This is a genomic window from Legionella hackeliae (assembly GCF_000953655.1).
GTDB classification, from domain to species: Bacteria; Pseudomonadota; Gammaproteobacteria; order Legionellales; family Legionellaceae; genus Tatlockia; species Tatlockia hackeliae.
Window position 1 is genome coordinate 146,831 of sequence record NZ_LN681225.1, and the last position, 25,318, is coordinate 172,148.

Below are 25,318 nucleotides of genomic sequence, written 5' to 3' on the forward strand. Positions count from 1 at the left end.
ACATCCTGTCGCCTCGAAAAGTTAAGAAACGCTTTTAGAAACTTCAGCTCCTGGAACAGTATTACCACCGCTACATGCTACTAAACCGATGGAGCCCAATATTAAAGCAACTGCGATAAAAAAATGTTTCATAAAACACCCCTTTTGTTAACAGTGTAGGGAAATTATAGTACATATTATGAACAATTTTCAAAGTATCAATAATTCTTTTTTAAAGGTGTTTAACCTGATGCTTCGATTGATTTATGTACAAGGAAAAATATTTATTTAATTTTTCTTATTTTTTGCAATCTTTCTAATACGAACCGCAACGAAGATTATATTGATTTTTTTAGCCATTCTAACTTAATGAATAATTTTAGTCTTTCATAGAAGCAGATAAAAAATTTATATGCATTGCATACAAAAGATTGATTTTTATTATGTCATTTCGAGATATAGACTAATCATATAGCCTAATTATTGCCCACATTGTCTTATGAAAATCAAACATGAATTGCGGGAAAAAAAAATACCTGTGCCTCAAATTCAACTTCTCCACATATTATTAAATGAAATAAGAATATTTTTTAAGGAATATAGTTTCCCTGCTGCGGGTACCGATATTTACGCTGATTCTGCTCAGGAGGAGAATTATTTTACCGCAGTCAATGAATTAAGTGCTCGTCTGCCGTCCTGGCTGAAAATGATTAATGCTATGAGTAAAACAATGCTCTTAGGTGATGTAATAACTGAGGATGATGCAAGCAAATTGGCGGCACAGTTGATAAAACTGCGCACTGAGGAGAATAGTGAATCATTTCTTCATAAGGAGCAGTTAACAAGTCTGTTTGTGGCACTTAATGAGTTAGCCTCCGCAGTTAATTCGATAATAGAATTTGTCAATGATCGAGATAATAGAAGGTTTCAATTGGATGGTATTGTTCTTAAAAATGTCGCACATATTAACCAGCTTTGGCAGCCTGTCTCCCATTTGGATTCCATACCGGATGAAGTTCTTTTTGCAATTCTACAGTGTCTACCCTCAAGCAAATTGCATGAGGTCAAGCAAGTTTCAAAACGCTTTTATTCAATCATCAAAGACCCAGTGTTTATAAACTCTATAGTTAAACAATATTTGCCTCAAAGCACGGAAACTGATTTTAGAAAAAAATTAGAGGCACAATGGCCAAATGATAAAGAGAAACACCACTCTGAGCAATTATCCATGCTTTACAAAGAGAAGCATTTTCCAGAGCTATTGTTGTTGCTTTTTCTGGGTAATGAGCAGCTGTTAAAAGAAAAAATCAAGCTAGAGAGTTTATGTGTTCTAGATAAAGATAAGCTGAATTTAATGGATTGGATGTACAAGACTAATAATCGAAAAATTCTAGGTCATATTTTTAAAAATATAATCGTGCCTTATTATCAAGATAAGGATAAGAAAAAAATAAGAATGGAGATTGGAGGACTAAAACTCCTTGATTGGGCGATTCGTTGCCACCAATCCCTCGATCGGATAAAAGGATTGAGAAATCTTGGATTTAGTCATGATGATAATGCTCTTTTACATGAGGCTGCACGTGCTAATCATATCGAGGTTTTACAGTGGTTATTAAAAAAGCCTAATGTCGATGTCAATGCAGTGAATAGTTCTGGCTATACACCGTTGTTTTTAGCAGTGTATTATGGTCATGTTGAGGTAGTACAACATCTGCTGGCTAGTAATAAAATTAATGCAAATATTTGTTTCGGCAGTCATTCTGCATTAGATATTGCAGCAACAAGAGGGCATGTTGACGTAATCAAGCTTTTGCTAGCTTATGGTGAAACAAATCCGGGTACAATATGGAAAGACAGCCCCCTTCCTTTGTATCTTGGAGCACAAAATGGTCGCACAGCAGTAGTTACCTTCTTTCTTGGCCGTTATCAAACTAATGTGAATGCGCCCCGTGCCAATGGCGCTACTGCTTTATTCGTTGCCTCCTTACAAAATCAGCTGGAAGTCATTAAACTTTTCCTTGCTCATGATAAAACGAATGTGAATGCAAGTCTTGAAGATGGCTCTACAGCTTTACTTGCAGCGACGGAGCAAGGTCACGTAGAAGTAGTCAGACTGTTACTCGGTCACGATGGAATTGAGGTAAATGCATGCAATAGGATTGGTGCTACTGCCTTATTTCTAGCGGCACGGAAAGGGCATGTCGATGTGGTTAAACTGTTGCTGGCTCATAATAAAATTGATGTGAATGTAAGTTGTGTAAATGGTCATACTGCTTTATATGTGGCAGCAAAAGAGGGGCATAGTGAGGTCGCCAAAATTTTGCTAGCAGATAACAGAACTCGTGTAAATGCAAGAACTGCAAATGGTAAAACTGCTTTATTCGTAGCTACCCAACGAGATCATGATAATGTTGTTAAGGTTCTACTTGACCATGGAGCTGATGTAAATGTGGCCACCAAAGAAGGTGTTACTGCTTTGCATGAAGCAGTTCTAAATAGAAATACTAAAGTAGTCAACTATTTGTTGGCAAATAAAGCCTCTATTCCAGAAAAAATGCGGATAAAGACCAAAAATGCATTGGCTTTAGTGAAAAATCGTTCTTGCAAAAATAAACTGCGGGCTTGGTTGCAAACACAATATCAAAATCCTCTCCCAGCTAAAATCGCAGGTATAACCGCTCTAGACCTAGCGATTTTTGCTGGATCTAGCACGATTGTGAAACGAATGATAGAGAGTGTAGACTCCCATGATGAGATACCGGAGCAGGAATTAGCTCGGTCCTTGGAGATAGCAAAGATTCTTGGTAATGAAAAAATTATTAAACAAGTCCAAAAAATATTACCGAGCGAGGAGCAGAAACAGAGTAATGGGCAATCCTCATCAAGTGTAAGCACCGGAGGATTTTTTGCAACAGCTAAGTCAAAACCTCAGTCATCAAGTAAGAGTTTACTTGGCTTTTTTTTCTAAAAGATAACCGCATGTATCCCGTATACTGCAATAGCCTGGTTGCTTCAACAAAGCGGGTATGATCGAAACTGATACATTTACTCTATATTTAGCACGTGCGTTTATTAACAAAGCATTTTTCTTTTCTTGGCATACCAAGGCACAATGTCCCAACGCATTTGAACAGCCTCTAGACTGTCATTAATTTTCATAAGACACAACGTGGTTTCCATTTGACAAAATCTTTTGGAAAATAGAACTCAGCATTATATGCTAACAATAAAAATACCATTTGGAACAAGGTTTGCGCGCGATTTACGCCGATTAGTATATTAGAGCAACATGAACCAATGACCCAACGAGTAAATTCTTTTATAATTTAATAACCTGAGCAATTTGAAAGGCTGATGCGGTATTGCATTTAATACTGATAAGGATTTTATATGGTTGATATACCAATACACACCTTACTCGCTCGTCAAGGTATTTATAATAAGCAAAGCGAAGTTTGTGCCTATGAATTGCTTTATCGGGATGACAATAGGTCAGTTTCAAATGTAGAAGATAGTACTATTGATGGTGACAGGGCCACCTCAACGGTAATAACACAATTATTTGCTAATCTTGATCTAGACGCTGTGATTGGAGATAAGCTGGGATTCATCAATTTTACTTATAATCATCTAATTCAGCAAATACCTCAAATCCTTCCTCAAAATCGTATCGTTGTTGAAGTTCTTGAGAATGTCATTATCGATGAAGCACTTATAAGTAGTTTACTGTCTTTAAGTAATATGGGTTATAAAATTGCACTGGATGACTTTATTTTCACTGAAGAAATTCTTCCCTTAATTGAGATTGCAGATATTATTAAAATTGATGTTCTTGGTCTTGATAAATCTCAGATTAAATCTCAATTAGCTCCATTAACTCATTTCAGAGGTAAATTACTTGCTGAAAAAATAGAATTTAAAGAACAACTTAATTGGTGTGCTGAATTAGGTTTCGACTATTTCCAAGGATTTTTTCTGAATAAGCCCGATCCATTAAAAGGACAGGTTCTTACCGAAAATAAAACAAATCTATTACGATTATTAAACGAACTAAATGATGAAAAAGTGTCTATTAATCGAGTTGAAGAAATCATTCTGCAAATACCAAAACTCAGCTATCGTATTTTACAACTTGCCAACTCGGTCTCGTATTATCAAGGTAGAAAGATGGAATCCTTGTTAGATGCTATAAACCAATTAGGCTTAATTCAAATACGGAATTGGCTTTGTCTTTTACTCTTATCTAGCGTAGATGAAGTAGCACTTGATCTTCTAGAACGCACTTTAATTCGCGCAAAAATGTGCGAAACTCTTGCCAAAACGAATTATTATCCTAAACCACAAATGGCTTATATGGTTGGCGTTTTATCCACCTTAGATGCCATCCTAAATGAACCAATGGGATCCTTATTGAACAAGATTCAATTAAGTGACCAACTCAATACCGCTTTGCTGAATCATAAGGGAGATTTAGGTCAAATTCTCAAATATACGATTGCCTATGAAGAAGCTCAATTTAGTGCTTTAGAAGCATCAACACTAGATATTTCTGATTTTGCAAATTCCTATTTACAAGGAATCCGTTACGCTCGCGATGTTATGGCATTGGTAAAATAACAACATGCGAGTTGATGTATTAATTCCCTATGATCCAGATTGCTAATACGGACAGGCTTCATAAAAAACCCGGTTAGCGCTTTCTGCCTGGCTACGCTTCAATAGTCTTACTCAGCCAATCAAGCATATATTCTTGCGTTGCTTCCGAGGCTTGATCAATACTTTGCATGCATACGAAAGCCACTTTGGGGTTACGCGTTGCATGATTCAGGCGCGATTTAATTTTCTTTAATGGATGAGTGGCTCCATTGACCATGATTGTTTGAAAATTTTTATCGTAAAGTACACGCTTGTTTTTAATGTCCAAGTGGACCATCAATGGAATACTTGATATTTGATTGGGATTACGAAATGGATAGCGAATATTTTCATTAAACAGTTCTGATTCCGGCCCTATGTAATTTTCAAAGGTATCTTTAAGCAGAGGGAAGGGGGCATGCGGTAAAAGATAAAACTTTTTCTCCCACCCAGCGAGCTTTGCACTATTCTCTTGCCAAGTTCGGTGGGGATTGTCTTGGGGTTTTACTGCGGGTTTTCCTCTTAATTTGAGAAAGTAATTATTAATTTGATGCCGCCATTTGTGCTCGGTTTGTACTTTCCACTCACCGCGAAGAAGCACACAATCGTTTTTAAAAAAATCCTCAGGAGTGACATTGCGGATAATAAAAAAATCATCATTTAAATAAATGAATCGATCAGATAATCCTTTAATTCGCCAGATTAACCATTCGACACTAATGCTGTTAAAAACAGGAGATGTCGAATTGCTCTCAAGTAATAGATCATTTTGATCAATAATCTTTATTTTATTTCCAAACTCTGTGCCCTCTAAAGCCTTTACTGTGGGAGGTACTTGCTGATTAGTGATGATGTAGATAGTTCGTATCCATGAGGCATAGCGACGTAGAGCATGTAAGCAATAATGAATTTCATTACGTTGCTGAATACGAGTTGGTTCGACCGCGGTATGTTGGTGAATGCCTTTTTCAGTGCAAAATGTTTTTAATTTATTTTGATAAACGGGATCATATCCATCAACCCAAGAAATAACGGCATCAATAAAATTCATTTTTATTCAATAAGAAGGTTAAGACGAAATTGGCTAATCGTATCTTTAAATGTTGCAATATGAAAGTGCGCAGGATTTGCTATCCGATTTATTTTTTAGTAAAAAAAAAGGAGATGCTAATCCTGGTGATTAATACGAGGTTGTATAATCACAGCTCGTTAAAATCCTTGTTGAAAATTTAGACTATGCTTTAAAAGACCTTTCTTTGTTACAGGATAAAATTATGAAAAAGTCTTCTCAAGCCAAGTCAAAAAAACAAACGAAAGAAAAAGTTAATAAAAACAAATTAAAGGATATTTCTGGTGGTTTTGGACAATTTGGGGACCACGATGATCCTTATGTACCTCAATATCCACCAGGATTTGATCCAATCGACATTGATCCTAGAGTTCCTCGGAAAAAATGATAAAACCAAGCTGAATTAGCAAACGTTGCCTGGTGGAAGCTTTGCTGACACTCGGGTTATCATTTATCCTGTTCATGGTTAATCATTCGGAAAACCAGGTTGTCGCTGTGCGCCGACCAGGCTACGCTTATTTAGGGAACATATTTTATTTAAAGCAGATAATATGACTAAAAATCTTGTAATAGGTATTTCATCATGTTTAATTGGAGAGCGAGTTCGCTTTGATGGTGGTCATAAACGTGACCATTTCATATGTGACCTGCTTGCTAATTACGTCGATTTTACTCCAATTTGTCCTGAGGTGGCTATCGGACTTGGCATTCCTCGTCCCGCAATACAGTTACGTGGGGATCCTGATAATCCCAAATTGGTTAATTCAAAAGACCATGCTCGTGAATACACGTCTGAAATGTTAAATTTCTCACGACAAGCCATGCCTCAGTTGACTGAAATATCAGGTTATATTTTGAAAAGCAAATCGCCTTCGTGTGGTTTAAAGCGTGTCAAAATTTACCAGGAACATGGGAAAACGCCGCTTCATGGTCAGGGATTATTTGCTCGCACTCTTCAGGAAACTTATCCTTCTTTACCGATTGAAGAAGAGGGGCGCCTTCAGGATTATCGTCTGCGTGAAAATTTTATTGAACGAATTTTCATTTACAATGAATGGCAAACGCTCACAAAATCCGATTTCAACGCCAATAAACTCGTTAAGTTTCATACGCGTCACAAGTTAACGCTTATGGCCCATTCCCCAGCAACCTACAAGTTATTAGGCCAAAAAGTTGCCGAGCTTAAAAAATATGATCTCGAGTCTCTTGCAAAAAATTATATTCATACCTTTATGCAGGGTATGTCCTATCTTGCTACCCCTAAAAAACATACCAATGTACTTGAACATTGTTTGGGTTACTTTAAGAAACAATTGGCAGCGGTTGATAAGCAGGAATTGATAGAATCAATTTACGACTATCGTTCTGGCTTGCTTCCTTTGATAGTCCCTGTAACTTTGCTAAACCATCATTTAAAACATTATCCTCAACCTTATTTAAGTACGCAGAGTTATCTTAATCCTTATCCTAAGGAACTTATGCTTCGTAATCACATTTAACGCTATCAGATAAGGGTTATTCATTGAAGCGATGGTGTTTAATTTGGTCGTAATATTTTAAGGCGGTTTTCCTGGCGTCGTTGTGATCAACAATCGGCGCAGGATAGTCTTTACCGATCGTTATCCCGGTTTGTGAGAAGCTGCCTAACCAGGGCTGATGAATGTATTTAGGACCAACTTTTGACAGTTCTGGAACCCATTGGCGGATATAATCCCCATTGGGGTCAAATTTTTCGCTTTGCAAAATAGGATTAAAGATACGAAAGTAGGGCGCTGCGTCTGCACCACAACCTGCAACCCATTGCCAACTCGCACTATTATTAGCCAAGTCCGCATCAACCAGGGTATCTAAAAACCAATCAGCCCCCAGGCGCCAGTCAAGAAATAAATCTTTGGTTAAAAAAGAAGCTACTATCATTCTTACACGGTTGTGCATGTAGCCTGTTGACCATAACTCCCTCATCCCCGCATCAACTAGCGGATAACCGGTTTTGCCCTGGTACCAATATTGAAGGAGATTTTCATCACTATGCCACGGAAATAAATCAAACTCCTCTCTAAAACTATCTTTAGCGAGATTGGGAAAATGATACAAAAGATGATAGGAAAATTCACGCCATCCCAGTTCTGATAAAAAACAATCAATCGCGTTTAAATTGGATTGCTCCTCAACCTTGATAAGCTCCAAGTTACGCACTATTTCCCAGGGAGAAATTTCACCAAAATGTAAGTGAGGAGATAATTTTGAGGTGGCATCCTCGATGGGGACATCGCGATGAGTTTTATAGCGCTTAAGCTTGTTTTGGATGAAATGTTTCAATTTTTCCTGAGCACCTTTTTCACCCGGTTGCCAATAATTAGAGAAATTAAAAGCCCAATTAGGTTTTTTAGGCAGTAAATTCCAATCGTCTAAAACGTCTGAGTGCAATTCTAATTTTTGAGGATGATTTGAGATCGTAAATGGCTTTGGAATGGCTAATGTTTTTAGGCATTGTTTCCAGAAAGGAGTAAAAACTTTAAAATAATCCCCGCTTTGGTTTTTAATACACCAAGGTTCATTTAACAAACTCCCATTGGTGCTATGAACCGCAATGCCCTGCTCTAAAAGGGCTGTTTTAATGTTTGTATCTCGTCTTATCGCGTTTGGCTCATAACAGCGATTCCAATAGACAGCATCAGCTCTTGATTCCTGGATTAAACCCATCAGAATATCAAAGGGATTTCCTGCCCGTAACACGAATGGTAATCCCCAATCTGCCAACGAGTTAGCTAACTCGTTAAGACTATAGTGAAGCCACCACTTCTGTGCACTGCCAAGGACACTTGTTTCTTTGTCAAAGATAAAAATAGGGATGACCACCTCATGCTCATTGCATGCGCTAGCAAAAGCGGGGTTATCCGATAATCGAAGGTCTTGTCGAAACCAAACAATAGCGATACTCATAGTGTGATAATTAGTGAATGTTATTGCAATAATCATTAACTAACATATTGTTAGACATTTGAATACTAAAATTTAAAAAATGAATTCAAAACCCGGTTGCCGCTTTGCGCCAACCAGGCTACTTCTTGCAATTCTAACCAGCTAAATGCGGTGAGCAATGTATTGGCTTTTGTAAATTCAGGTGAAGCGCGTTTAAATCCTCTAAGCGTACTTTTTGTAATTCCTCAAGAGCTCTCGCATCAATTTTTGCTTCTATTAGCGTTAAAAAACGGGTACTCATTGCATATCGTTGTTTTTCTTTGGTTACAGGATGATAAGCGGTCTCTTCATTGGCGGTGGAATACCAATCGCCACTATAGGCCACTGTTAACATGCGCTTCAAATGATCGTGTTTAAATGAAGGTGTTGGCCAAAACGGGACAGCGAGTTCGCAGTAATGTTGGGCAATATGAGCGGGTATTAATTTTTGTTCATAGCCAATTACTAAACTTTTATCCATTTGTTCAAATATATCTAATCCATGCTCTTCAAAATAAGCGACATAATTATTTAATGCATGTAACACTGAAAAATTGTACTGAGTTTCTCTATGTAATTCACCCATTAAACGATAGATAACACCATGAGATTTCACCTCTTCAAATTGTGTAAGCAATTCTACTCGCATGGCTTCGCCCTCTTCGTTTTGAGGGAGACATTGGAGCATCATGGGAGCCATATATCGAACATCAAGGGTCCAAAGTACGTATTGCCAAATAGAGATGTTTTAAAAAGTGCGCCCTGATAAGTCCTTTAGCTCATTCATTTTTTCGAACATATATTCAGGATGGTTTACAAGAATCTTTTGGACTTTGTTTTGATTGCAGATGATAACAGCCTCAATTAATTTGTTAATTAACCATTGGTCGTTATAATTTTTATAAAAGAATCGACAGCTAGTGGCGAAGTTTCGTTGGGCTCCGGATTCTTTTTTAAGGGCATCTACAATGTGATTTATTGTTTCGTTAGGTAACACTTCAAAGAGATTAGTATCTTCGATTTCTTCTTTTCTTTTCATGACAAATAAGGATTAAAATAAAAACATAAGAATAAACATTGATCACATTGAAATAAAAATTAATAATTAATATGCGAAGTATAAGGGATTTATATAGCATAGATAATCAGTGAAGCGCGGTGTCTTTTTTCCATAATTCTCTCTCAATATCCTAGAGCTAAAATGACTAAAAATCGTTTTTGTGAGGAAAAATGCCTCATTTGCTTTTTTGGTGCGTTGTCTGCAGGTAAAACATAATTAATTCATGAGATCATAAAGAATGGAAAATTGATAGATGCAGGTGATAAAACTAACGACGTTACACAGTTCGGATTTCTATTTTCCAAAATGACTAACACTACCGTAATTGATTTAAGCCAAATTAACCAAGAGATTACAGAAATAACGCGAACAAGGATCAAGGTGTTAAGCCTGTTTAGGTTTGATTGTCGTAAAATCACAATGGTTTGTTATTGACATAAGTGTGTAAAAAATTCTACAGTGTAATGGCATTTAATCACTGGAGAAAACTAATGCTTAATACACAAACCATTAAAGCCCAATTAGACGATGCTAAACAACAACACAATGGCGACTCTATTGCAAATTTAAGCAAGGACCGGGGGTATCTTTTTAGATAGAGATAGTGAAAAACCTATTCCAATCTCCCCTTCCTCTACTCGTTACCGTTTATTTCAATCGAATCCTATAGCCGTAGATAAATCGCACTTACCAAAATCTTGTAATAAAGCCAATGCACGCTTTCACGGGATTCATGCTCAGTATGCCAAAGAAGCACTAAAAGAAGACTCTATCCTTATTCTATTACGCGGTGATTTATTACTGTGGAAGAAACAAGGGTCAGGTGAGTATCAGGAAATTGCTTGTCAGCCGACAGCGGCAAAAGAGACTGCTTATAATTACTTGAAAACACTATTGCATCTTTCAACAACACTGCTCATTTTGGGGGATTTGCAGCAAAAGGGCAAACTAATCAATGAGCGCTCGAATCTTAAGGGAATCTATGACGATTTAATGGAAATTCTTGAGCAAGCAACAGATATCGAGAAAGAATCGTTAATTTTGGGAGAGAAATTGACTGCTTGTTTACTGCAGGAACTGGAAAAGGAGCAATCTCTTTTGGAATTGGTGTCACAATTACGAGAGAAACAGACTTCCTTACTTCAGCAAATTAGCGAGAAAGTGACTGAGCTGCAGATTCGTAGTCTGCATGAAATTCTTAAGTCCTGGGAGTCATTGGGAATTTTGGATAGGGCGGATGCACGTGCTGTGGTTGCCGGAACTCAAGGCCCTCGACAAGGGATGATTGAGGTGCAATATCTTCAACATTACTTTAAGAATCAAAGCAAAGAGGATAATGATTTGGTCTTTTATGCTGAAATGCCACCTCAACTGATGTCTCAAGCCACGGGTACTATGATGATTGAATATTTGAGTAAGGAACTTTGTAACAGCCTTATTGGTGGGCTCGTTTTTAACGATAAAAAATCTATGCAGCGAGATATTCTTCATCAATACGCTGCACCGGTTATAAAAAAAATAACAGAAAACGAGACACAAAATGCTTCAGAAACACGATGTCCTTTCATGTATTAGTTGATAATCCTCGGCAATTGCCGAGGTTATTTTGCTGACAAAATACTTTGGCCGAAAGGAATAATTCACAGCTGCTTATTCACCAATAACCCAGGTTGGTATTTAATCTGATTAATACCCAAAGTATAGATGAATCGATAATTCAAAAAACTAATGTGCGTAATGATGGCTTCGCCATGAAAAAATTGGGCGCTGAAGATTACAGGACTGTCTTTGTCAAGATAATCGGTACTGGTTACCTGCATCTCTGTGTCGGTCAATTCAACTAACAAACAGGAAGCATGCGTATGTCCGCATTTTAGTTTGACGGGTACAGGCTGCACGGGTTGGATTTGCATAAGAGCACTCCGCGCGTCATATTAGGCTATATCGGCGGAGTTGATCAAAACTTGAGCTTTATTTGTTAATTAATTCGTCAATGACTGATTGTAGGCTTTGCAGATTGTTATAGTGAATAACTAATGTGCCCTTACCCGCTTTGCCCGGATTAATTTTAACTGCGGCATTTAAACGCTGGGATAGGGTGCGGACTTGTTCTTGTAACAGGGGGTTAATTTCAGGTTTGGGCACTTGTTCTGTTTTGCCTTCTTTGACACGGGCAACTAGCTTTTCAGTTTCACGAACGGAGAGATTTTTGGCAATAATGAGTTGTGCGACTTGGGCTTGCTGTTTTTCATCCAGCATTAATAGTGCACGAGCATGTCCCATATCGATATCGCCATTTTCTAACAAACGTCTGACTTCCGGTGTTAATTGCAGCAAACGCAAAAAATTACTGACAGCAGTGCGTGATTTGGAAAGAAGATCAGCGATTTGTTGATGAGTGAGACCAAACTCGGTGGTTAGACGATGCATGGCGCGAGCTTGATCCATGGCATTTAAATCTTCGCGTTGTAAATTTTCCACCAGTGCTATGGCCATAGCAGTTTCATCGTCTACTTGGCGAAGAATGACAGGAACCTCAGTTAAGCCTGCAAGTTGTGAAGCTCGCCAGCGGCGTTCTCCTGCAATAATTTCATACTGGCCATTGGCAATTTCACGCACCACTAAGGGTTGCAGTACCCCTTGCTGCTTAATAGATGCAGCTAACTCAGCAAGAGGGGCTTCTTCAATTTCACCACGAGGTTGGTATTTTCCTGGTTGCAGACAATGAATGGCTAATTTTAAACTTTCTGGCGTAGCTGGTTTTTCTGTGATCAATGCGGTACCAGTTCCTAACAACGCGGATAAATTTCGTCCAAGACCTCGGGATTTAACTGTCATAATTACCTCAATTTAAACGGCGACCGTTTGTTTGCTGATAACTTCCGCCGCTAAAACCATGTAAGCTGCAGCTCCAGGAGAGGTTTTATCATATTGTAATGCCGGCATACCATGACTGGGTGCTTCGGCTAGGCGAATGTTACGGGGTATTACCGTTCGATAAACTTTATTACTAAAATGCTCAAGTAACTGTTTGGAGACTTCTGAGCATAAACGGTTACGTGCATCGTACATGGTACGTAGCAGACCTTCAATGTGCAAACGTGAATTCACACTCGCTTTAACCTGTTCGATTGTTGAAATCAATGAGGCTAAACCTTCCAACGCATAGTATTCGCATTGCATGGGAATTAATACCGAATCTGCAGCAACCAAGGCGTTAATTGTTAGTGTATTTAATGCAGGGGGACAATCAATGAGAATAAAATCATAAGTATTTTGCACGGACTGTAATGCTTTAGAAAGAAATGTTTCACGATGGTCTTGTTCCATCAAACTCACTTCCGCAACCGTCAAATCACCATTGGCCGGTATTAAATCAAAACCACAGGTGGTGGTCAGGCAGGCTTGTTCTGCCAGGCAATCGCGCAGTAATACATCATTGGTCGTATGCACCAGCGCATTTTTATCAACACCTGAACCCATGGTGGCATTGCCTTGTGGATCTAAGTCAATCAATAACACACGCTGACGATTTGCGGCAATGGAGGCTGCCAGGTTAATTGCAGTGGTTGTTTTCCCCACGCCTCCTTTTTGGTTGGCAATGGCGATGACTTTTGCCATGGTTTATTCCTTAAGTTGCATTTTTGATGATGACGCAGCAACGCTCACCATCCAGACCGGGTACTGAGTAAGAGTCCACCTGGTAAGGTTGGTTGATGCTTGCTAATTCAGTTTCAGGATAGCGCCCTTTCATGGCAAGCCAAATACCTTGCTTACCAATGAGATGGGAAGTCCATTTGATCATTTGCGCTAAGTCACTGAAGGCTCGACTTGTTACTGTATCAAAACCTTGTTGTGGGTGGTAGTTCTCGACACGCGATTGAACAACGTCGACATTATCAAGCGCTAATACCCGTTTTACCTCTTGCAAAAAGCGAGTTTTTTTACCGTTACTGTCCAATAAGACAATTTTAAGCTGTGGATTATAAATGGCTAATGGAATTCCTGGCAAACCAGCGCCTGTACCGACATCAAGAATTCGTGTGCCATGAATCCAGGGGGTGATGGCTAAGCTATCCAAAAGGTGGCGTGTCACCATGGTATCCAAATCGCGAATGGCCGTTAGGTTATAACTACGATTCCATTTATCCAACAAATACAGATACTGAAGCAAAGAAGCTGCGTTTGTTTCTATGCCAAGTTGGGCAAGCCCTTCATGAAGCAGCCGCGCAATGTTTGCAGATTGGTTCATGCTGGTTCTCTATGCTTTTTTAAATGAACTAAAAGCAATGAGAGTGCTGCTGGTGTTACCCCCGAAATGCGACCTGCTTGTGCAAGTGTTGTTGGTCGTATGCGAGTTAATTTTTGCATGACCTCGGTTGATAGTCCAGAAACCTTGCTGTAATCCAATGATTCAGGTAATTGTGTATTTTCATGTTTGCGCAGACGCTCAATATCAAGTATCTGCCGTTCAATATAACCTGCATATTTACTCTGAATTTCTACTTGTTCGGCCACATCGTCGCTTAATACCGGTAATTCTAAAGAGGAAACCGCCTGTAAATCGTTATAAGTCACTTCCGGGCGTTTTAACAACTCTGCGGCTTTGCAGTCTTGTTGCAGGGGATTGTCAATAATATGGCTTAATGCTTCATTGTGGGAAACACGTACAAGGGTTTCTTTAAGACGTGCTTGGGCTGCTTCAATGGCTTCTCGTTTTTCACAAAAGGCTTGCCAGCGGGCATCACCCACCAAACCGAGTTCGCGTCCTTTTTCAGTAAGACGCAAATCGGCATTATCTTCACGCAGTAACAGGCGATATTCTGCTCGGGAGGTAAACATGCGATAAGGTTCTTGGGTACCGCAAGTGATAAGATCGTCAATGAGCACACCGACGTAAGCTTCATCGCGACGCGGACACCATAGCTCTTTCTCTTGCGTTTGCAATGCGGCATTCATTCCGGCAATGATTCCCTGGGCTGCTGCTTCCTCATAACCGGTCGTCCCATTAATTTGGCCGGCAAAGAACAGATTGCTCAATGGTTTTGTTTGCAGAAATGGTGTTAAACCGCGGGGGTCGAAATAATCGTATTCAATCGCATAACCCGGGCGGGTAATATGCGCATTTTCAAATCCCTTAATGGTTTTTACAAATTGGGCCTGCACTTCAAAAGGTAGGCTGGTTGAAATGCCATTTGGGTAAATTTCATCCGTGGTTAAGCCTTCAGGTTCTACGAAAATTTGATGAGAAGATTTGTCAGCAAAACGAACAATTTTGTCTTCAATCGAAGGGCAATAGCGGGGACCAATACCTTCAATAACGCCAGCATACATGGGCGATTGATGCAGATTCTCCTGAATAATTTCATGCGTGAGACTCGTGGTATGGGTAATGTAACAAGGTACTTGCTGGGGATGTAGTGCTGTCGTTCCCAAATAAGAGAATACTGGTACGGGTTCATCACCAGGTTGAACAGTCATTTGACTGTAATCAAGAGAACGACCATCAATACGAGGTGGCGTTCCTGTTTTTAAACGGCCAACGGGCAAATCAAGTTCGCGCAGGCGATTTGCCAAAGCAATAGCCGGAGGATCACCTGCACGTCCGCCTGCATGTTGTTTCATACCCACATGAATTTTGCCGCCTAAGAAGGTGCCTACGGTGAGCACAATGGCATGGGCTTTTAAGGTTAGGCCCATCTGGGTAACCACTCCCGTCACACGAGAACCCTCAACGAGCAAATCATCTACGGCTTGTTGGAATAAGGTCAAGTTTGGCTGGCTTTGTAGTTGTTGGCGAATGGCCTGACGATAAAGCACGCGATCAGCCTGGGCACGCGTAGCTCTGACAGCAGGACCTTTTGAAGCATTGAGAATGCGAAATTGAATGCCTGCTTTATCAGCAGCTAAGGCCATAGCGCCATCAAGAGCATCGATTTCTTTCACCAAATGACCCTTCCCAATTCCACCAATGGCGGGATTACAGGACATTTGGCCGAGTAGATCCATATTATGGGTGAGTAATAAGGTCTGGGCACCCAGACGTGCTGCAGCTAGCGCGGCTTCAGTACCCGCATGGCCACCGCCAATGACGATAACATCATAATGCTTTTCAAGATTCATGAGGAAAAATAACTGCGCAACAAATCTTGCAATTATACACTTTTTTAACAGAATACCCAACACAAGGTTGGGTATTCAAAAAGTAATGGAGTAACTTTATTTAGATGAGGATAAACCATCTAAAGCAATATCATTTTTATCGCCCGGGGATAATCGTTGATAGCCGCTCTTATTGGTTTGATCAAATAATTTATGACCATTTGTTTTTTTAGGTTCAGCAAAGAAAGCAACGACCCCATCATCAGTGATTTTCTCGACAGAAGTTTCCTCATCAACAAAAGTTATATTAAATTTATCTTCAAATGTTTTAAACTCTTTCTCAAAAGCAGCCAAATCCACATCTTTCAAATCCTTTATTGGCGCTTTTTCTGGAGCAAAGCGACTAATGATAAGATGAGAAATAACGGCAACTGCAAGCCCCGCTGCCATAACGCCTAAACCAATTCCTAATGGCATAAACACCAAAGATGCAAATACTAAAGCAGGAATAAAGGCATCAACAAAGACGGCTCGAGCCAATTGCACGGCCTGGAAGCGAACCAATCTTTCCTGGTACTCAGATTCGGCCATTAACGCTTTCATCTCCAGATACAATTGTTTTTTAATGTCAGGATCGCTTTCTTTAGCAAACTGGATCATTAAATCTTTGCATTCTGCACGTGCTGCTTTAATGGAGTCTTTGGATTTGGCAATATCGAGACCCCCATTGATTGCTGCATAAAGGATAGTCAGGGTAAAACATAATGCTGCCCCGGCAACGCCCATCACAAGAATCAAAGCAGGTGCTAAGGCTGCAGGTGGGAAGAAGAAGCAACAGAACAAAGCGAAAGCAAATAATAAACCGGCGGCATAAGCAGTATTATTAATCAAGCCAAATTTCTTGTATTTCCAAGCCATTTCGCTTTGCTTTTTAATTTTCTGCAATTGTTTAAGCTCTGCTTCTGTCTCTGCCAATTGGATTTGCCAAAGTTTAATTTCCTCTAATTTCTTATTGACTACTTCATTATTTTCGTAATCCGGAATAGAGGTTCTAAGTGCTGCAAGTGTCTTTTCAGCCGTGTCGATAGACGCTGCGTATGTAGCACGTTGTTCACCGAGTTCTATTTCCTTCTTGTTAAATGCTTCCATTTCTTTATTGTGTTTGGTGCTTTCTTCGATAAGAGCAACAATACTCAATATTAAATCCATTAATAATAAAAGTGCTGTTAAGATATTACCGGCGTGACCGAGTGCGCCTCCGCCTCGCAACCAGAAGAAGCAAACCAGGTTGGCTGTTGCCCAGACTGAGTCGTTGATTATAGCAAATTTACGTTGTACCAACTGAGTTTTAAATCGCTCCCAAGCCGGAATTTTTGCTTCTTCCGGACTCATCCACGGACCTGCGATGGTGTGTTTTAATAGCAAACCCAAGTGAACAGCGAAACGTGTATAATACAGTACCCAACTCATATAACCCGTGATTGGAGAGGGCGTACTTAAATTACTTTGTGCTTGCTTAATTTGATCAGAGGGTAAAATGCCTTCAAAAGCTAACAGTTCCAATGCAGACGCAAGCATGCCTCCGCCCCAAACCCAGTAGAGACGTCGACCATTGATTTGACTCATCCAGTCGACTAGAAGAGAGGTTTTTTTACCATCGGCAACACCTGTTAGTTGCTTTTGGTCAACGCCCATTTGATAAGCCAGAGTAGATGTATCGTTCTCTTTATTAACGACTTCGGCTGCTTTCTCAGCATCATTCTTCTCTTTTACTGTAAGGTTAAAAAACTCGGTCATTCTTGACACAAGCCAAGGGGCTAAAATAGTTAATCCCAAAAATTTCAAATATTTTTCGGAGTTGTCAACAGCCTCTTTTAATTGAGCTTCATTTTTGTCAATAGGTTTTGTCGTGTAACCTTTTAACTCGCCTAAACGCTTCAAGCACAAATTTATGCCATCAAGTGAGCCTTGCAGGTTTTTAGTTCTATCTTCAGCATCATCAAGATGAGCCTGAGCTGCTAATAGATACAGAGTAAAGATAAGTTGTTTTTCAACTTGAGCTCGCTGGGCAGGTTTTAAAAACTGAAACATGATGGGATTCATAGCATACAGTTGTGCGCTGTGGTAACCCAACAAACTAGCAATTTCCCGTCGTTGTTCATTTAATGTGACGATGTCACCAAATATTTTTGAAGTAGTTTCATTGCGCTCGCGATAAAGAAGCTCGGCTAATGTCAACAACTCAGTTGTCTGATTGACTGCATCTTTGCTCGCGCTCATGATATCACCTCATAAATAGAGAGTCTTTGGTGACCAAAAAAAAGACTGTATAAATGTTCAAACTGTTCTTTTTTATAACATAGCACGGAATCACGTCACAAGCCTGGGCCTTTTAAATTTACACAATTGAAACCTAATTTACTGAAATTAAGCTTTTATAAGTAGGTTAAATGATTTTAATAAGAAAATAGTTAAAAAAACCAAATATTTTAAGGTATAGATAGGGTTGTTTTGTTCGAAATTTGTTCTTATTGGGGTTTTGCATTGCTTGATCTGTTTACAATGATGATAATAGCCATTTTTTTAACGACAAGTTAGGTGCGTGCTGGTATTTCATTTCATTAGGATGCTAATTTGCTGTGGTTGGGCACTATGGATCCCGCGGACAAGCCGCGGGACGTAGGCTTAAAGATAGCCGGACATGGGTTTAAAGAAAGCCGTACGCGGATTTAAAGGAGAATGGAAACGTGGCTTTGAAGGAGAATGGAAACGTGGCTTTGAAGGAGAATGGAGCCTGGCTTTAAAAACTGTCAACACACTTTGAGATTGTGAGCTTATTATGAAAAAAGCAGTCATATTGCTGTCTGGGGGATTGGATTCTGCGACTTGTTTGGCTCTAGCTAAACAAGAGGGTTATGCTTGTTATGCATTAAGTTTTCGTTATGGCCAGCGTCATCCCGCTGAATTAGCAGCAGCAACTCGTGTTGCCAAGCACTTAAGTGCAGTTGAGCATCGTATTACCGATCTTGATATTGGTCAATTTGGTGGGTCTGCTTTAACCAATAACGCTATACCAGTCCCTGAATACTCCGGATCCAAAGAGATTCCCATAACCTATGTTCCTGCACGCAATACAATTTTTTTGGCAATGGCTCTAGCCTATGCTGAAATTCTGGAGGCTCGGGATATTTTTATCGGAGTTAATGCTGTTGATTATTCGGGGTATCCTGATTGCCGTCCTGAATTTGTCGCAGCATTTGAAAAGATGGCAAATTTAGCAACTAAAGCAGGCGTCAGTGGCGATACTGTTAAGATTCATGCTCCGTTGCAATTTTTAACCAAAGAAGAAATCATTTTAAAGGGAACAAATCTAGGACTTGATTATTCTTTGACCGTATCCTGTTACCAGGCAACAGAAGCTGGTGAAGCCTGCGGTATTTGTGATAGTTGTACTTTTAGAAAACAAGGATTTAAAGCGGCAAATCTAACTGATCCAACACGTTACAAATAATACTAAAAACTCACATCTTTACATAAATGTTACAACATATTGCGCATTTTCGGTTCACATCTGGGCAATAGATTGTTATGATGCGCTCGATTTTTTAACCAATGGAGTAAAAAAACTATGCGCTTTATTAATTTCTTGCGTACACACTGGGCAGCTTCTTTAGCAGTATTTTTAGGTATTTTAACTGCGGCTGCTGCTGTAACACTCGCTGTTTTGTTCCCTGCAGTAATTCCTGCATTGGCTGCTGCTAGCTTTTTCGGCGTAACACCCTTGGCATTCTTGAGTACATTGGCTACTCCTGCTGCTGTTGCTACAGTTGGTGCTCTTACTTTTGCTGCAAGTTTAACTGCTAGCACTCTGTTCAATACCGTTGTTAGTATTTACAATTTCATGAATACTTTAATTACTCCTGCTCAAGATATCGAGCCTTCTGCAGAAATTAAACTTGCAAAGGATGAAGACGAAGATCTTAATGGTACGCCTAACCTCTTTCAAAGAGTTTTTGGTAGCTGCTGTGCTGAGAAAAAAGCTGAGCCAACTGACACAGTTAGATCTACATTTGGTTTCAGAAGCTCAAATGTTTCTGACAGGAAACAAACAGTACCTTTAACTGATGAAGTTGATAATCTTCAAGTTCCTAAGTGCCAATAATTGTAGTCTTAAAAAAAACGCGGCCGAAGCCGCGTTTTTTTATCGTAGTATTCTCGACAATAACCCATCTGTATTTCCTCTAAATTGTAATTATAAAGTGCAGCATTCTAGCCAAGGATGCGTTATAATCCGCCATTTTATTTCCATAGGCTCATGATATGACAACTGTTCGTAAAATGCTGGTAACCAGTGCGCTGCCTTATGCTAATGGCCATTTACACTTAGGCCATTTGGTGGAGCATGTCCAAACAGATATTTGGGTGCGTACCCATAAATTGCTGGGTTATGATTGCATTAGCGTTTGTGGAGATGATGCCCACGGAACCCCAATTATGCTTAAAGCGGAGCAACTTGGGATAACGCCAGAAGAATTAACGGCTCAAATTAAACTGAGTCATGAGCGAGATTTTAAAGCCTTTGCCATTGATTACGATTGCTACCACACAACACATTCTTCAGAAAATCAGGAATTGGCTGCGACTATTTATAAGCAATTGCAATTCTCTGGCGACATTGTCAAAAAAACAATTCGACAAGCTTATGATCCTGTAAAACAAATGTTTTTACCCGATCGTTATGTAAAAGGGACCTGCCCTAAATGTGGTACTTCTGACCAATATGGGGATAATTGTGAGTCGTGTGGTGCAACGTATTCGCCTACCGAATTGATTGATGCGGTTTCTGCAATTTCCGGCGCTAAACCTATCGAGAAAGATTCTGAACATTACTTCTTCGATTTACCTCGCTATGAGCAGCTACTCAAAGATTGGACACGTAAAGGGCACTTACAAACTGAAGTAGCTAATAAATTGGATGAGTGGTTCGCTGCAGGTCTTAAGCAGTGGGATATTTCACGTGATGCGCCTTATTTTGGTTTTAAAATCCCAGGCACTGAAGACAAGTATTTTTATGTCTGGTTGGATGCTCCGATTGGTTATATGGCGAGTTTTAAAAAGTATTGTAGTGAGACAGGAATTTCTTTTGATGAATTCTGGAGTAAGGATTCAACGACAGAACTGTATCATTTTGTAGGTAAAGATATCGTCTATTTTCATGCATTGTTTTGGCCTGCAATTTTAGCAGGTAGTGGGCATCGACTGCCAACTGCGGTCTACACCCATGGATTTTTGACCATTGATGGCCAAAAAATGTCTAAATCCCGAGGTACTTTTATCGAAGCTCGTACCTACCTTGAGCATTTGAATCCCGACTATTTGCGTTACTATTTTGCGGCGAAGTTAAACGGGCGAGTGGATGATTTGGATTTAAACTTTGATGATTTTATTAATCGTGTGAATGCAGATTTAGTAGGGAAAATTGTCAACATAGCGAGCCGTTGTGCGGGATTTATTAATAAGCGATTTGACAATCAGCTAAGTGCTGAATTAAGCGAACCTGCTTTATATGAATCGATTTTAGCTGCCCGTAAGGAAATCATTGATGGGTTTGTTCAGCGAGATTATGCGAGAGCTATTCGTCAAATTATGGAATGTGCGGATCGCGTGAATCAGTATATTGATGCGAATAAACCCTGGGTACTTGCCAAAGAAGAACATCGTTTGTCAGAGGTGCAGGCAATTTGCACCATGGGACTCAATTTATTCCGATTGTTAATGAGTTATTTAAAACCTGTATTGCCTACTATGGCCGAGGCAGCCGAATTATTTTTAAACTGTGAACCCCTGAATTGGGAAAATATTGAAAGACCTCTGCTAAATCATCGTATTAATCTGTTCACACCGCTGATGGTGCGTGTGGAGCGAGAAAAAATCGATGCTATGCTTTTACAAACAAAGGGGAATGTGGTGACAGAAGAGAAAAAAACTCAACCTGAAAACTTGGAAAATACGATTAGTATTGAAGAGTTCAGTAAAGTTGATTTACGTGTCGCTCGTATCATTTCTGCTGAAGCAGTTGAAGGAGCGGATAAACTATTGCGTTTGCAATTAGACCTTGGCGATGCAAAAAAACAAGTATTTGCCGGTATTAAATCAGCCTATGCACCCGCTGATCTAATTGGAAGATTAACCGTAATGGTGGCTAATTTGGCACCTCGCACAATGCGTTTTGGCGTCTCAGAAGGCATGGTTTTGGCTGCAGGTGATGGAAAAGGTATCTTTTTGTTGCAACCTGATTCCGGGGCTGCACCAGGAATGAAGGTCAAGTAATGGTTGCTGTTAAAACTATCGATGCACTATTGCCGCAAACCCAATGCAAAGAATGCGGCTATGGAGGCTGTCTGCCTTATGCTGAAGCATTGGCACAAGGTGTGGCACCTATTAACCGTTGTCCACCTGGAGGAGAGTCAACGGTTAAGGCATTGGGCGAATTGTTGGGAGTCGATGCCAGTACTTATCTTGCCGAAGCCAGAGTAAATACGCGCGAGCCCTCGGTCGCCTCAATTCGTGAGGCGGAATGTATTGGTTGTACTAAATGCATTCAAGCCTGTCCAGTAGATGCCATTATAGGAAGTGGCAAGCTAATGCATAGTATTGTTGCACATGAGTGTACGGGCTGCGGCCTTTGTGTTGAACCCTGTCCTGTGGACTGTATTGATTTGGTTATCCTTCCTGAGCCTGCTTATGATAGGGAGCTTGCCCGGCAACGGTTTAATGAACGACAAGCGCGGTTATTGCGGGAAGAGCAGGAAAAACAGCATTCATATCGAGAAAAACGGCAGCTAGCAAAAAAAGAGGATGATTCGCAAGATATGAAAGCAAAACAAACCTATATTTTACAGGCACTTGCTCGGGTCCAAGCGAAAAAAAATAATGGATAGATCAACAAGTCGAGCCATCTTCGAACGTTTTCGGGAGCATAATCCGCATCCAACGACGGAACTTCGTTACAGTTCAAATTTTGAGTTACTTATTGCTGTGATGTTGTCTGCCCATACCACGGATGTCAGTGTTAACAAAGCAACTGAAAAACTATTTCCTGTTGCAAATACTCCACAAGCTATTCTTGATTTAGGGGAAGAAGCGCTAAAAGACTATATCAAATCAATTGGTCTTTATAATAACAAAGCAAAAAATGTCATTTTGGCTTGCCAAATTCTAGTCGAAAAACATCAGGGCAAAGTCCCAGATAATCGTGAAGCTTTGGAAGCATTGCCTGGTGTGGGACGCAAAACTGCCAATGTTGTCTTGAATACAGCATTTGGCCAGCCAACCATGGCTGTAGATACTCATATTTTTCGTGTTGCGAATCGAATTGGCTTGGCGCATGGAAAGACAGCTTTAGCAGTTGAGCAGGCGTTACTTAAAAACGTAGATAAAGAATTTTTGCATGATGCACATCATTGGCTAATTTTACATGGTCGTTATGTTTGTATCGCCCGCAAACCACGATGTTATCGCTGTCTAATTTGTGACTTGTGTGAATTTACCGACAAAAATCTTAACCCTCCTACATGATTTCCGAGCGCTCTTATAAAAATTCGGCTACTCTGGTAATTTTTTAGCATTCCCCCTAGAATGGAATTTCCGACTATTTAGCAGGAGCTTGGTATGGGATGGTGGGATAAATGGACCACAGTTAAGGAAACTGTCTCGGGATGGGGAAAAGACGTTTGGAATAACGCATCTGTCAGTGGGGCAACAAGTGGCATAGTGAATTTCTCTTACAACACTGTAAGTAGATTATTAGAACAGTTGCCAGCTGCACTCAGACTTACGCGAGTTGCTTTTGATCCTGCAATTTCAGCAGAAACAAAGGAAAAAGTAGGTAAAGTCGTGAAGGGAGGCGCTCGTATCATTGTGGAGGATGCTATTCCGTTAGCGGTAGCCTCTTATCTTTACACAGTATTAGAACAGCAGGGTGAAGACTATTTGGAGGACAATCCCAATGAAGCCTGGTTGTCTGTCAATACTGCACTTTATATGGGTCTATGGTTAATGTGGGGAGCCCAATGGGTGTACACCACACGCAGGAAAACTCAGCTTGTTGTTCGCACTACCGTATTAGCGCTTGAAGCAGGCGGTGCATTTAATAGTATGAGAGAAACGCCACCCATGGATTTGTGCATTCAGAAAAAATGTACAACAATGCGTTTTTTAAAGGGCTCTTTCCGTGATCTTATCGAATATTGGTCTACCAAAGCGGCTATTGCATTTGTAGGCTATGTCCCTGTAGTTGGAGAGAATTTGGCTGCGGCGTTTGATGTTTACCACAATGGCCGTTATGTGACTACGCTGGTCTTGCCCGAACTCTGTGGGCCCGATCAAGAGCGTTACTTGCGTGAATATCCAGAATTAGCATTATCGCATGGTATTACGCATTATGTATTAAGCAAGTTTGTTTGCTCTATGATTGAGTATTACACTGGAGTGCCTGCAGTGTTCTACGAATCTACAGTACAGCAATTTCTCTTAATTTCACAAATCGGCATTGCGTCGCAAATGACCCTGCCGCCCGCGGTAAAAGAGCCACGGCGGAATATACCTGATCCTGTAGCAGCTTATGGGAACATGGTTGGTTTTGTAGTGGATACAACTGCCGAGGGGGCAAGAAAGACAATTCCCGCATTGCTTAAAAAACGAACTGAATCAATAATTCCTTGGAGCAAGATTCCAGATTATGCACATTTTATGTGGACAAATCCTGTTTCTGAAAAAATTAAACTGGTAATGCTTCCACGAATGCTTCAAGGGGAAAGATTTATTGACGATCCAGTCATACCTTGGTCTTTATCTCGTCAGCGAATACTTGATGCCATTAAAAATATTCAAGATATCAGGGCCTATCTTATAGTAAAAATAGCGATGCATTCACCCAATGCTGCTGCTGAATTGGCTCGTCCTATCTTTGGGACCCCTAAGTCGCTGGTTACAATTCTTCTGAGTATATTGAAAAACGAAGAGGCTATGCTCAAATTGGGGCAGTTTCGTAATTATGTTGGTAGTTTGCATCCTGGAGAAGCCCCTGCATTACCTCACAATGACGATGCTTTCTTATTAACCGGGCAAGTACAGGAGCCAACTAACTTTTCTTCTGCAATTGTTAAAATAGATTCTGATATGCACCTTCGTCTCGTCCCATCAGAGGTTATTACTCAAAAGCCGGTTACCTCACCGCAAATTGAAGAGCTTGTCGATGAGGACATAAATAAAAAAAAGATCCCAAAAGCGCAAAGTACTAGCAAGTCTGTGCCAATCATGCTTAACCCTGGTGCAGTTATAAAAGATCAAAAAGCAAATGTAATTGATATTGGGATTAACTCTTCGGGCCCTGCCTTTTTTAAGCTAGTTCCAGACGCCACTATTCGTCATAGGACTATTAATCAGCCTACTACATCAACCCTCACTAATTAGGCTTAGTTCATACCTTTGTTGCAAAATAACAAAGG

General features: G+C 40.1%; 21 protein-coding genes. 11 read left to right on the forward strand and 10 right to left on the reverse strand.

From position 1 onward, the window contains the following. Window positions 1-478: 478 nt before the first annotated feature. Window positions 479-2,950 carry an ankyrin repeat domain-containing protein gene (locus LHA_RS00695; RefSeq protein WP_045104834.1) on the forward strand — a complete coding sequence of 824 codons (2,472 nt, stop codon included), beginning with the start codon at window positions 479-481 and terminating at the stop codon, window positions 2,948-2,950. Between the two features lie 422 nt (window positions 2,951-3,372). After that, complete coding sequence (locus LHA_RS00700; RefSeq protein ID WP_045104835.1) at window positions 3,373-4,599, forward strand: EAL and HDOD domain-containing protein; 1,227 nt, start codon at window positions 3,373-3,375, stop codon at window positions 4,597-4,599. A 91-nt stretch (window positions 4,600-4,690) separates the two neighbouring features. On the opposite strand, the gene LHA_RS00705 is transcribed toward LHA_RS00700, so the two are convergent. Continuing rightward, on the reverse strand, window positions 4,691-5,668 hold the full coding sequence (locus LHA_RS00705; protein WP_045104836.1) for a hypothetical protein: 978 nt from the start codon (window positions 5,666-5,668) through the stop codon (window positions 4,691-4,693). Window positions 5,669-5,891: 223 nt separating this feature from the next. On the opposite strand from LHA_RS00705, the gene LHA_RS00710 reads away from it, so the two are divergent. Continuing rightward, entirely contained in the window at window positions 5,892-6,074 is a 183-nt protein-coding gene (locus LHA_RS00710) for a hypothetical protein (RefSeq protein ID WP_045104837.1), read from the forward strand. A gap of 163 nt (window positions 6,075-6,237) precedes the next feature. After that, window positions 6,238-7,185: a YbgA family protein gene (locus LHA_RS00715; RefSeq protein ID WP_045104838.1), complete on the forward strand. Its 948-nt coding sequence runs from the start codon at window positions 6,238-6,240 to the stop codon at window positions 7,183-7,185. A gap of 16 nt (window positions 7,186-7,201) precedes the next feature. On the opposite strand, the gene LHA_RS00720 is transcribed toward LHA_RS00715, so the two are convergent. The 3 genes from LHA_RS00720 to LHA_RS00730 form a co-directional block, all read right to left on the reverse strand. Beyond that, complete coding sequence (locus LHA_RS00720) at window positions 7,202-8,629, reverse strand: cryptochrome/photolyase family protein (RefSeq protein ID WP_045104839.1); 1,428 nt, start codon at window positions 8,627-8,629, stop codon at window positions 7,202-7,204. Window positions 8,630-8,762: 133 nt separating this feature from the next. Next, window positions 8,763-9,338 carry a hypothetical protein gene (locus tag LHA_RS00725; RefSeq protein ID WP_147292375.1) on the reverse strand — a complete coding sequence of 192 codons (576 nt, stop codon included), beginning with the start codon at window positions 9,336-9,338 and terminating at the stop codon, window positions 8,763-8,765. Between the two features lie 57 nt (window positions 9,339-9,395). Beyond that, window positions 9,396-9,686 (reverse strand): hypothetical protein, encoded by a 291-nt coding sequence (locus LHA_RS00730; protein WP_045104841.1) that lies wholly within the window; start codon window positions 9,684-9,686, stop codon window positions 9,396-9,398. 903 nt (window positions 9,687-10,589) lie between these two features. On the opposite strand from LHA_RS00730, the gene LHA_RS00735 reads away from it, so the two are divergent. Then, window positions 10,590-11,282, forward strand: coding sequence for a hypothetical protein (locus LHA_RS00735; RefSeq protein ID WP_045104842.1), 693 nt, complete (start codon window positions 10,590-10,592; stop codon window positions 11,280-11,282). Between the two features lie 65 nt (window positions 11,283-11,347). On the opposite strand, the gene LHA_RS00740 is transcribed toward LHA_RS00735, so the two are convergent. From LHA_RS00740 to LHA_RS00765, 6 genes are all read right to left on the reverse strand, one after another. After that, on the reverse strand, window positions 11,348-11,620 hold the full coding sequence (locus LHA_RS00740; RefSeq protein WP_045104843.1) for a hypothetical protein: 273 nt from the start codon (window positions 11,618-11,620) through the stop codon (window positions 11,348-11,350). Between the two features lie 58 nt (window positions 11,621-11,678). Further along, window positions 11,679-12,545, reverse strand: a complete 867-nt coding sequence (locus LHA_RS00745) for a ParB/RepB/Spo0J family partition protein (RefSeq protein WP_045104844.1) — start codon at window positions 12,543-12,545, stop codon at window positions 11,679-11,681. Between the two features lie 12 nt (window positions 12,546-12,557). Continuing rightward, a complete protein-coding gene (locus tag LHA_RS00750; RefSeq protein ID WP_045104845.1) occupies window positions 12,558-13,328 on the reverse strand; it encodes a ParA family protein in 771 nt (256 codons plus the stop codon). A gap of 10 nt (window positions 13,329-13,338) precedes the next feature. Then, on the reverse strand, window positions 13,339-13,959 hold the full coding sequence (gene rsmG, locus LHA_RS00755) for a 16S rRNA (guanine(527)-N(7))-methyltransferase RsmG (protein WP_045104846.1): 621 nt from the start codon (window positions 13,957-13,959) through the stop codon (window positions 13,339-13,341). Then, complete coding sequence (gene mnmG / locus LHA_RS00760; RefSeq protein WP_045104847.1) at window positions 13,956-15,830, reverse strand: tRNA uridine-5-carboxymethylaminomethyl(34) synthesis enzyme MnmG; 1,875 nt, start codon at window positions 15,828-15,830, stop codon at window positions 13,956-13,958. The genes rsmG and mnmG overlap by 4 nt, the downstream gene beginning before the upstream one ends. Before the next feature lie 96 nt (window positions 15,831-15,926). Continuing rightward, the gene (locus LHA_RS00765; RefSeq protein ID WP_045104848.1) at window positions 15,927-18,089 is read right to left on the reverse strand and encodes a hypothetical protein; all 2,163 of its coding nucleotides are present in this window, start codon (window positions 18,087-18,089) and stop codon (window positions 15,927-15,929) included. A gap of 559 nt (window positions 18,090-18,648) precedes the next feature. On the opposite strand from LHA_RS00765, the gene queC reads away from it, so the two are divergent. The 6 genes from queC to LHA_RS00795 all read left to right on the forward strand — a co-directional run bounded on the left by queC (window position 18,649) and on the right by LHA_RS00795 (window position 25,283). After that, on the forward strand, window positions 18,649-19,320 hold the full coding sequence (gene queC, locus LHA_RS00770) for a 7-cyano-7-deazaguanine synthase QueC (RefSeq protein ID WP_045104849.1): 672 nt from the start codon (window positions 18,649-18,651) through the stop codon (window positions 19,318-19,320). A 117-nt stretch (window positions 19,321-19,437) separates the two neighbouring features. After that, window positions 19,438-19,971 (forward strand): hypothetical protein, encoded by a 534-nt coding sequence (locus tag LHA_RS00775; protein WP_045104850.1) that lies wholly within the window; start codon window positions 19,438-19,440, stop codon window positions 19,969-19,971. A 158-nt stretch (window positions 19,972-20,129) separates the two neighbouring features. Continuing rightward, window positions 20,130-22,139, forward strand: a complete 2,010-nt coding sequence (metG, locus tag LHA_RS00780) for a methionine--tRNA ligase (RefSeq protein ID WP_045104851.1) — start codon at window positions 20,130-20,132, stop codon at window positions 22,137-22,139. Then, window positions 22,139-22,750 carry an RnfABCDGE type electron transport complex subunit B gene (locus LHA_RS00785; RefSeq protein WP_045104852.1) on the forward strand — a complete coding sequence of 204 codons (612 nt, stop codon included), beginning with the start codon at window positions 22,139-22,141 and terminating at the stop codon, window positions 22,748-22,750. The genes metG and LHA_RS00785 overlap by 1 nt, the downstream gene beginning before the upstream one ends. Continuing rightward, complete coding sequence (nth, locus tag LHA_RS00790) at window positions 22,743-23,387, forward strand: endonuclease III (protein WP_045104853.1); 645 nt, start codon at window positions 22,743-22,745, stop codon at window positions 23,385-23,387. Before LHA_RS00785 ends, nth begins: the two co-directional genes overlap by 8 nt. A gap of 93 nt (window positions 23,388-23,480) precedes the next feature. Beyond that, the gene (locus LHA_RS00795) at window positions 23,481-25,283 is read left to right on the forward strand and encodes a hypothetical protein (protein ID WP_045104854.1); all 1,803 of its coding nucleotides are present in this window, start codon (window positions 23,481-23,483) and stop codon (window positions 25,281-25,283) included. Window positions 25,284-25,318: the final 35 nt, after the last annotated feature.

Excerpts from the sequence above, each read along its gene's own strand:
- LHA_RS00695 (WP_045104834.1), top strand. The coding sequence starts at position 479 with ATGAAAATCAAACATGAATTGCGGGAAAAAAAAATACCTGTGCCTCAA.
- LHA_RS00700 (WP_045104835.1), top strand. The coding sequence starts at position 3,373 with ATGGTTGATATACCAATACACACCTTACTCGCTCGTCAAGGTATTTAT.
- LHA_RS00705 (WP_045104836.1), bottom strand. The coding sequence starts at position 5,668 with ATGAATTTTATTGATGCCGTTATTTCTTGGGTTGATGGATATGATCCC.
- LHA_RS00710 (WP_045104837.1), top strand. The coding sequence starts at position 5,892 with ATGAAAAAGTCTTCTCAAGCCAAGTCAAAAAAACAAACGAAAGAAAAA.
- LHA_RS00715 (WP_045104838.1), top strand. The coding sequence starts at position 6,238 with ATGACTAAAAATCTTGTAATAGGTATTTCATCATGTTTAATTGGAGAG.
- LHA_RS00720 (WP_045104839.1), bottom strand. The coding sequence starts at position 8,629 with ATGAGTATCGCTATTGTTTGGTTTCGACAAGACCTTCGATTATCGGAT.
- LHA_RS00725 (WP_147292375.1), bottom strand. The coding sequence starts at position 9,338 with ATGATGCTCCAATGTCTCCCTCAAAACGAAGAGGGCGAAGCCATGCGA.
- LHA_RS00730 (WP_045104841.1), bottom strand. The coding sequence starts at position 9,686 with ATGAAAAGAAAAGAAGAAATCGAAGATACTAATCTCTTTGAAGTGTTA.
- LHA_RS00740 (WP_045104843.1), bottom strand. The coding sequence starts at position 11,620 with ATGCAAATCCAACCCGTGCAGCCTGTACCCGTCAAACTAAAATGCGGA.
- LHA_RS00745 (WP_045104844.1), bottom strand. The coding sequence starts at position 12,545 with ATGACAGTTAAATCCCGAGGTCTTGGACGAAATTTATCCGCGTTGTTA.
- LHA_RS00750 (WP_045104845.1), bottom strand. The coding sequence starts at position 13,328 with ATGGCAAAAGTCATCGCCATTGCCAACCAAAAAGGAGGCGTGGGGAAA.
- rsmG (WP_045104846.1), bottom strand. The coding sequence starts at position 13,959 with ATGAACCAATCTGCAAACATTGCGCGGCTGCTTCATGAAGGGCTTGCC.
- mnmG (WP_045104847.1), bottom strand. The coding sequence starts at position 15,830 with ATGAATCTTGAAAAGCATTATGATGTTATCGTCATTGGCGGTGGCCAT.
- LHA_RS00765 (WP_045104848.1), bottom strand. The coding sequence starts at position 18,089 with ATGAGCGCGAGCAAAGATGCAGTCAATCAGACAACTGAGTTGTTGACA.
- queC (WP_045104849.1), top strand. The coding sequence starts at position 18,649 with ATGAAAAAAGCAGTCATATTGCTGTCTGGGGGATTGGATTCTGCGACT.
- LHA_RS00775 (WP_045104850.1), top strand. The coding sequence starts at position 19,438 with ATGCGCTTTATTAATTTCTTGCGTACACACTGGGCAGCTTCTTTAGCA.
- metG (WP_045104851.1), top strand. The coding sequence starts at position 20,130 with ATGACAACTGTTCGTAAAATGCTGGTAACCAGTGCGCTGCCTTATGCT.
- LHA_RS00785 (WP_045104852.1), top strand. The coding sequence starts at position 22,139 with ATGGTTGCTGTTAAAACTATCGATGCACTATTGCCGCAAACCCAATGC.
- nth (WP_045104853.1), top strand. The coding sequence starts at position 22,743 with ATGGATAGATCAACAAGTCGAGCCATCTTCGAACGTTTTCGGGAGCAT.
- LHA_RS00795 (WP_045104854.1), top strand. The coding sequence starts at position 23,481 with ATGGGATGGTGGGATAAATGGACCACAGTTAAGGAAACTGTCTCGGGA.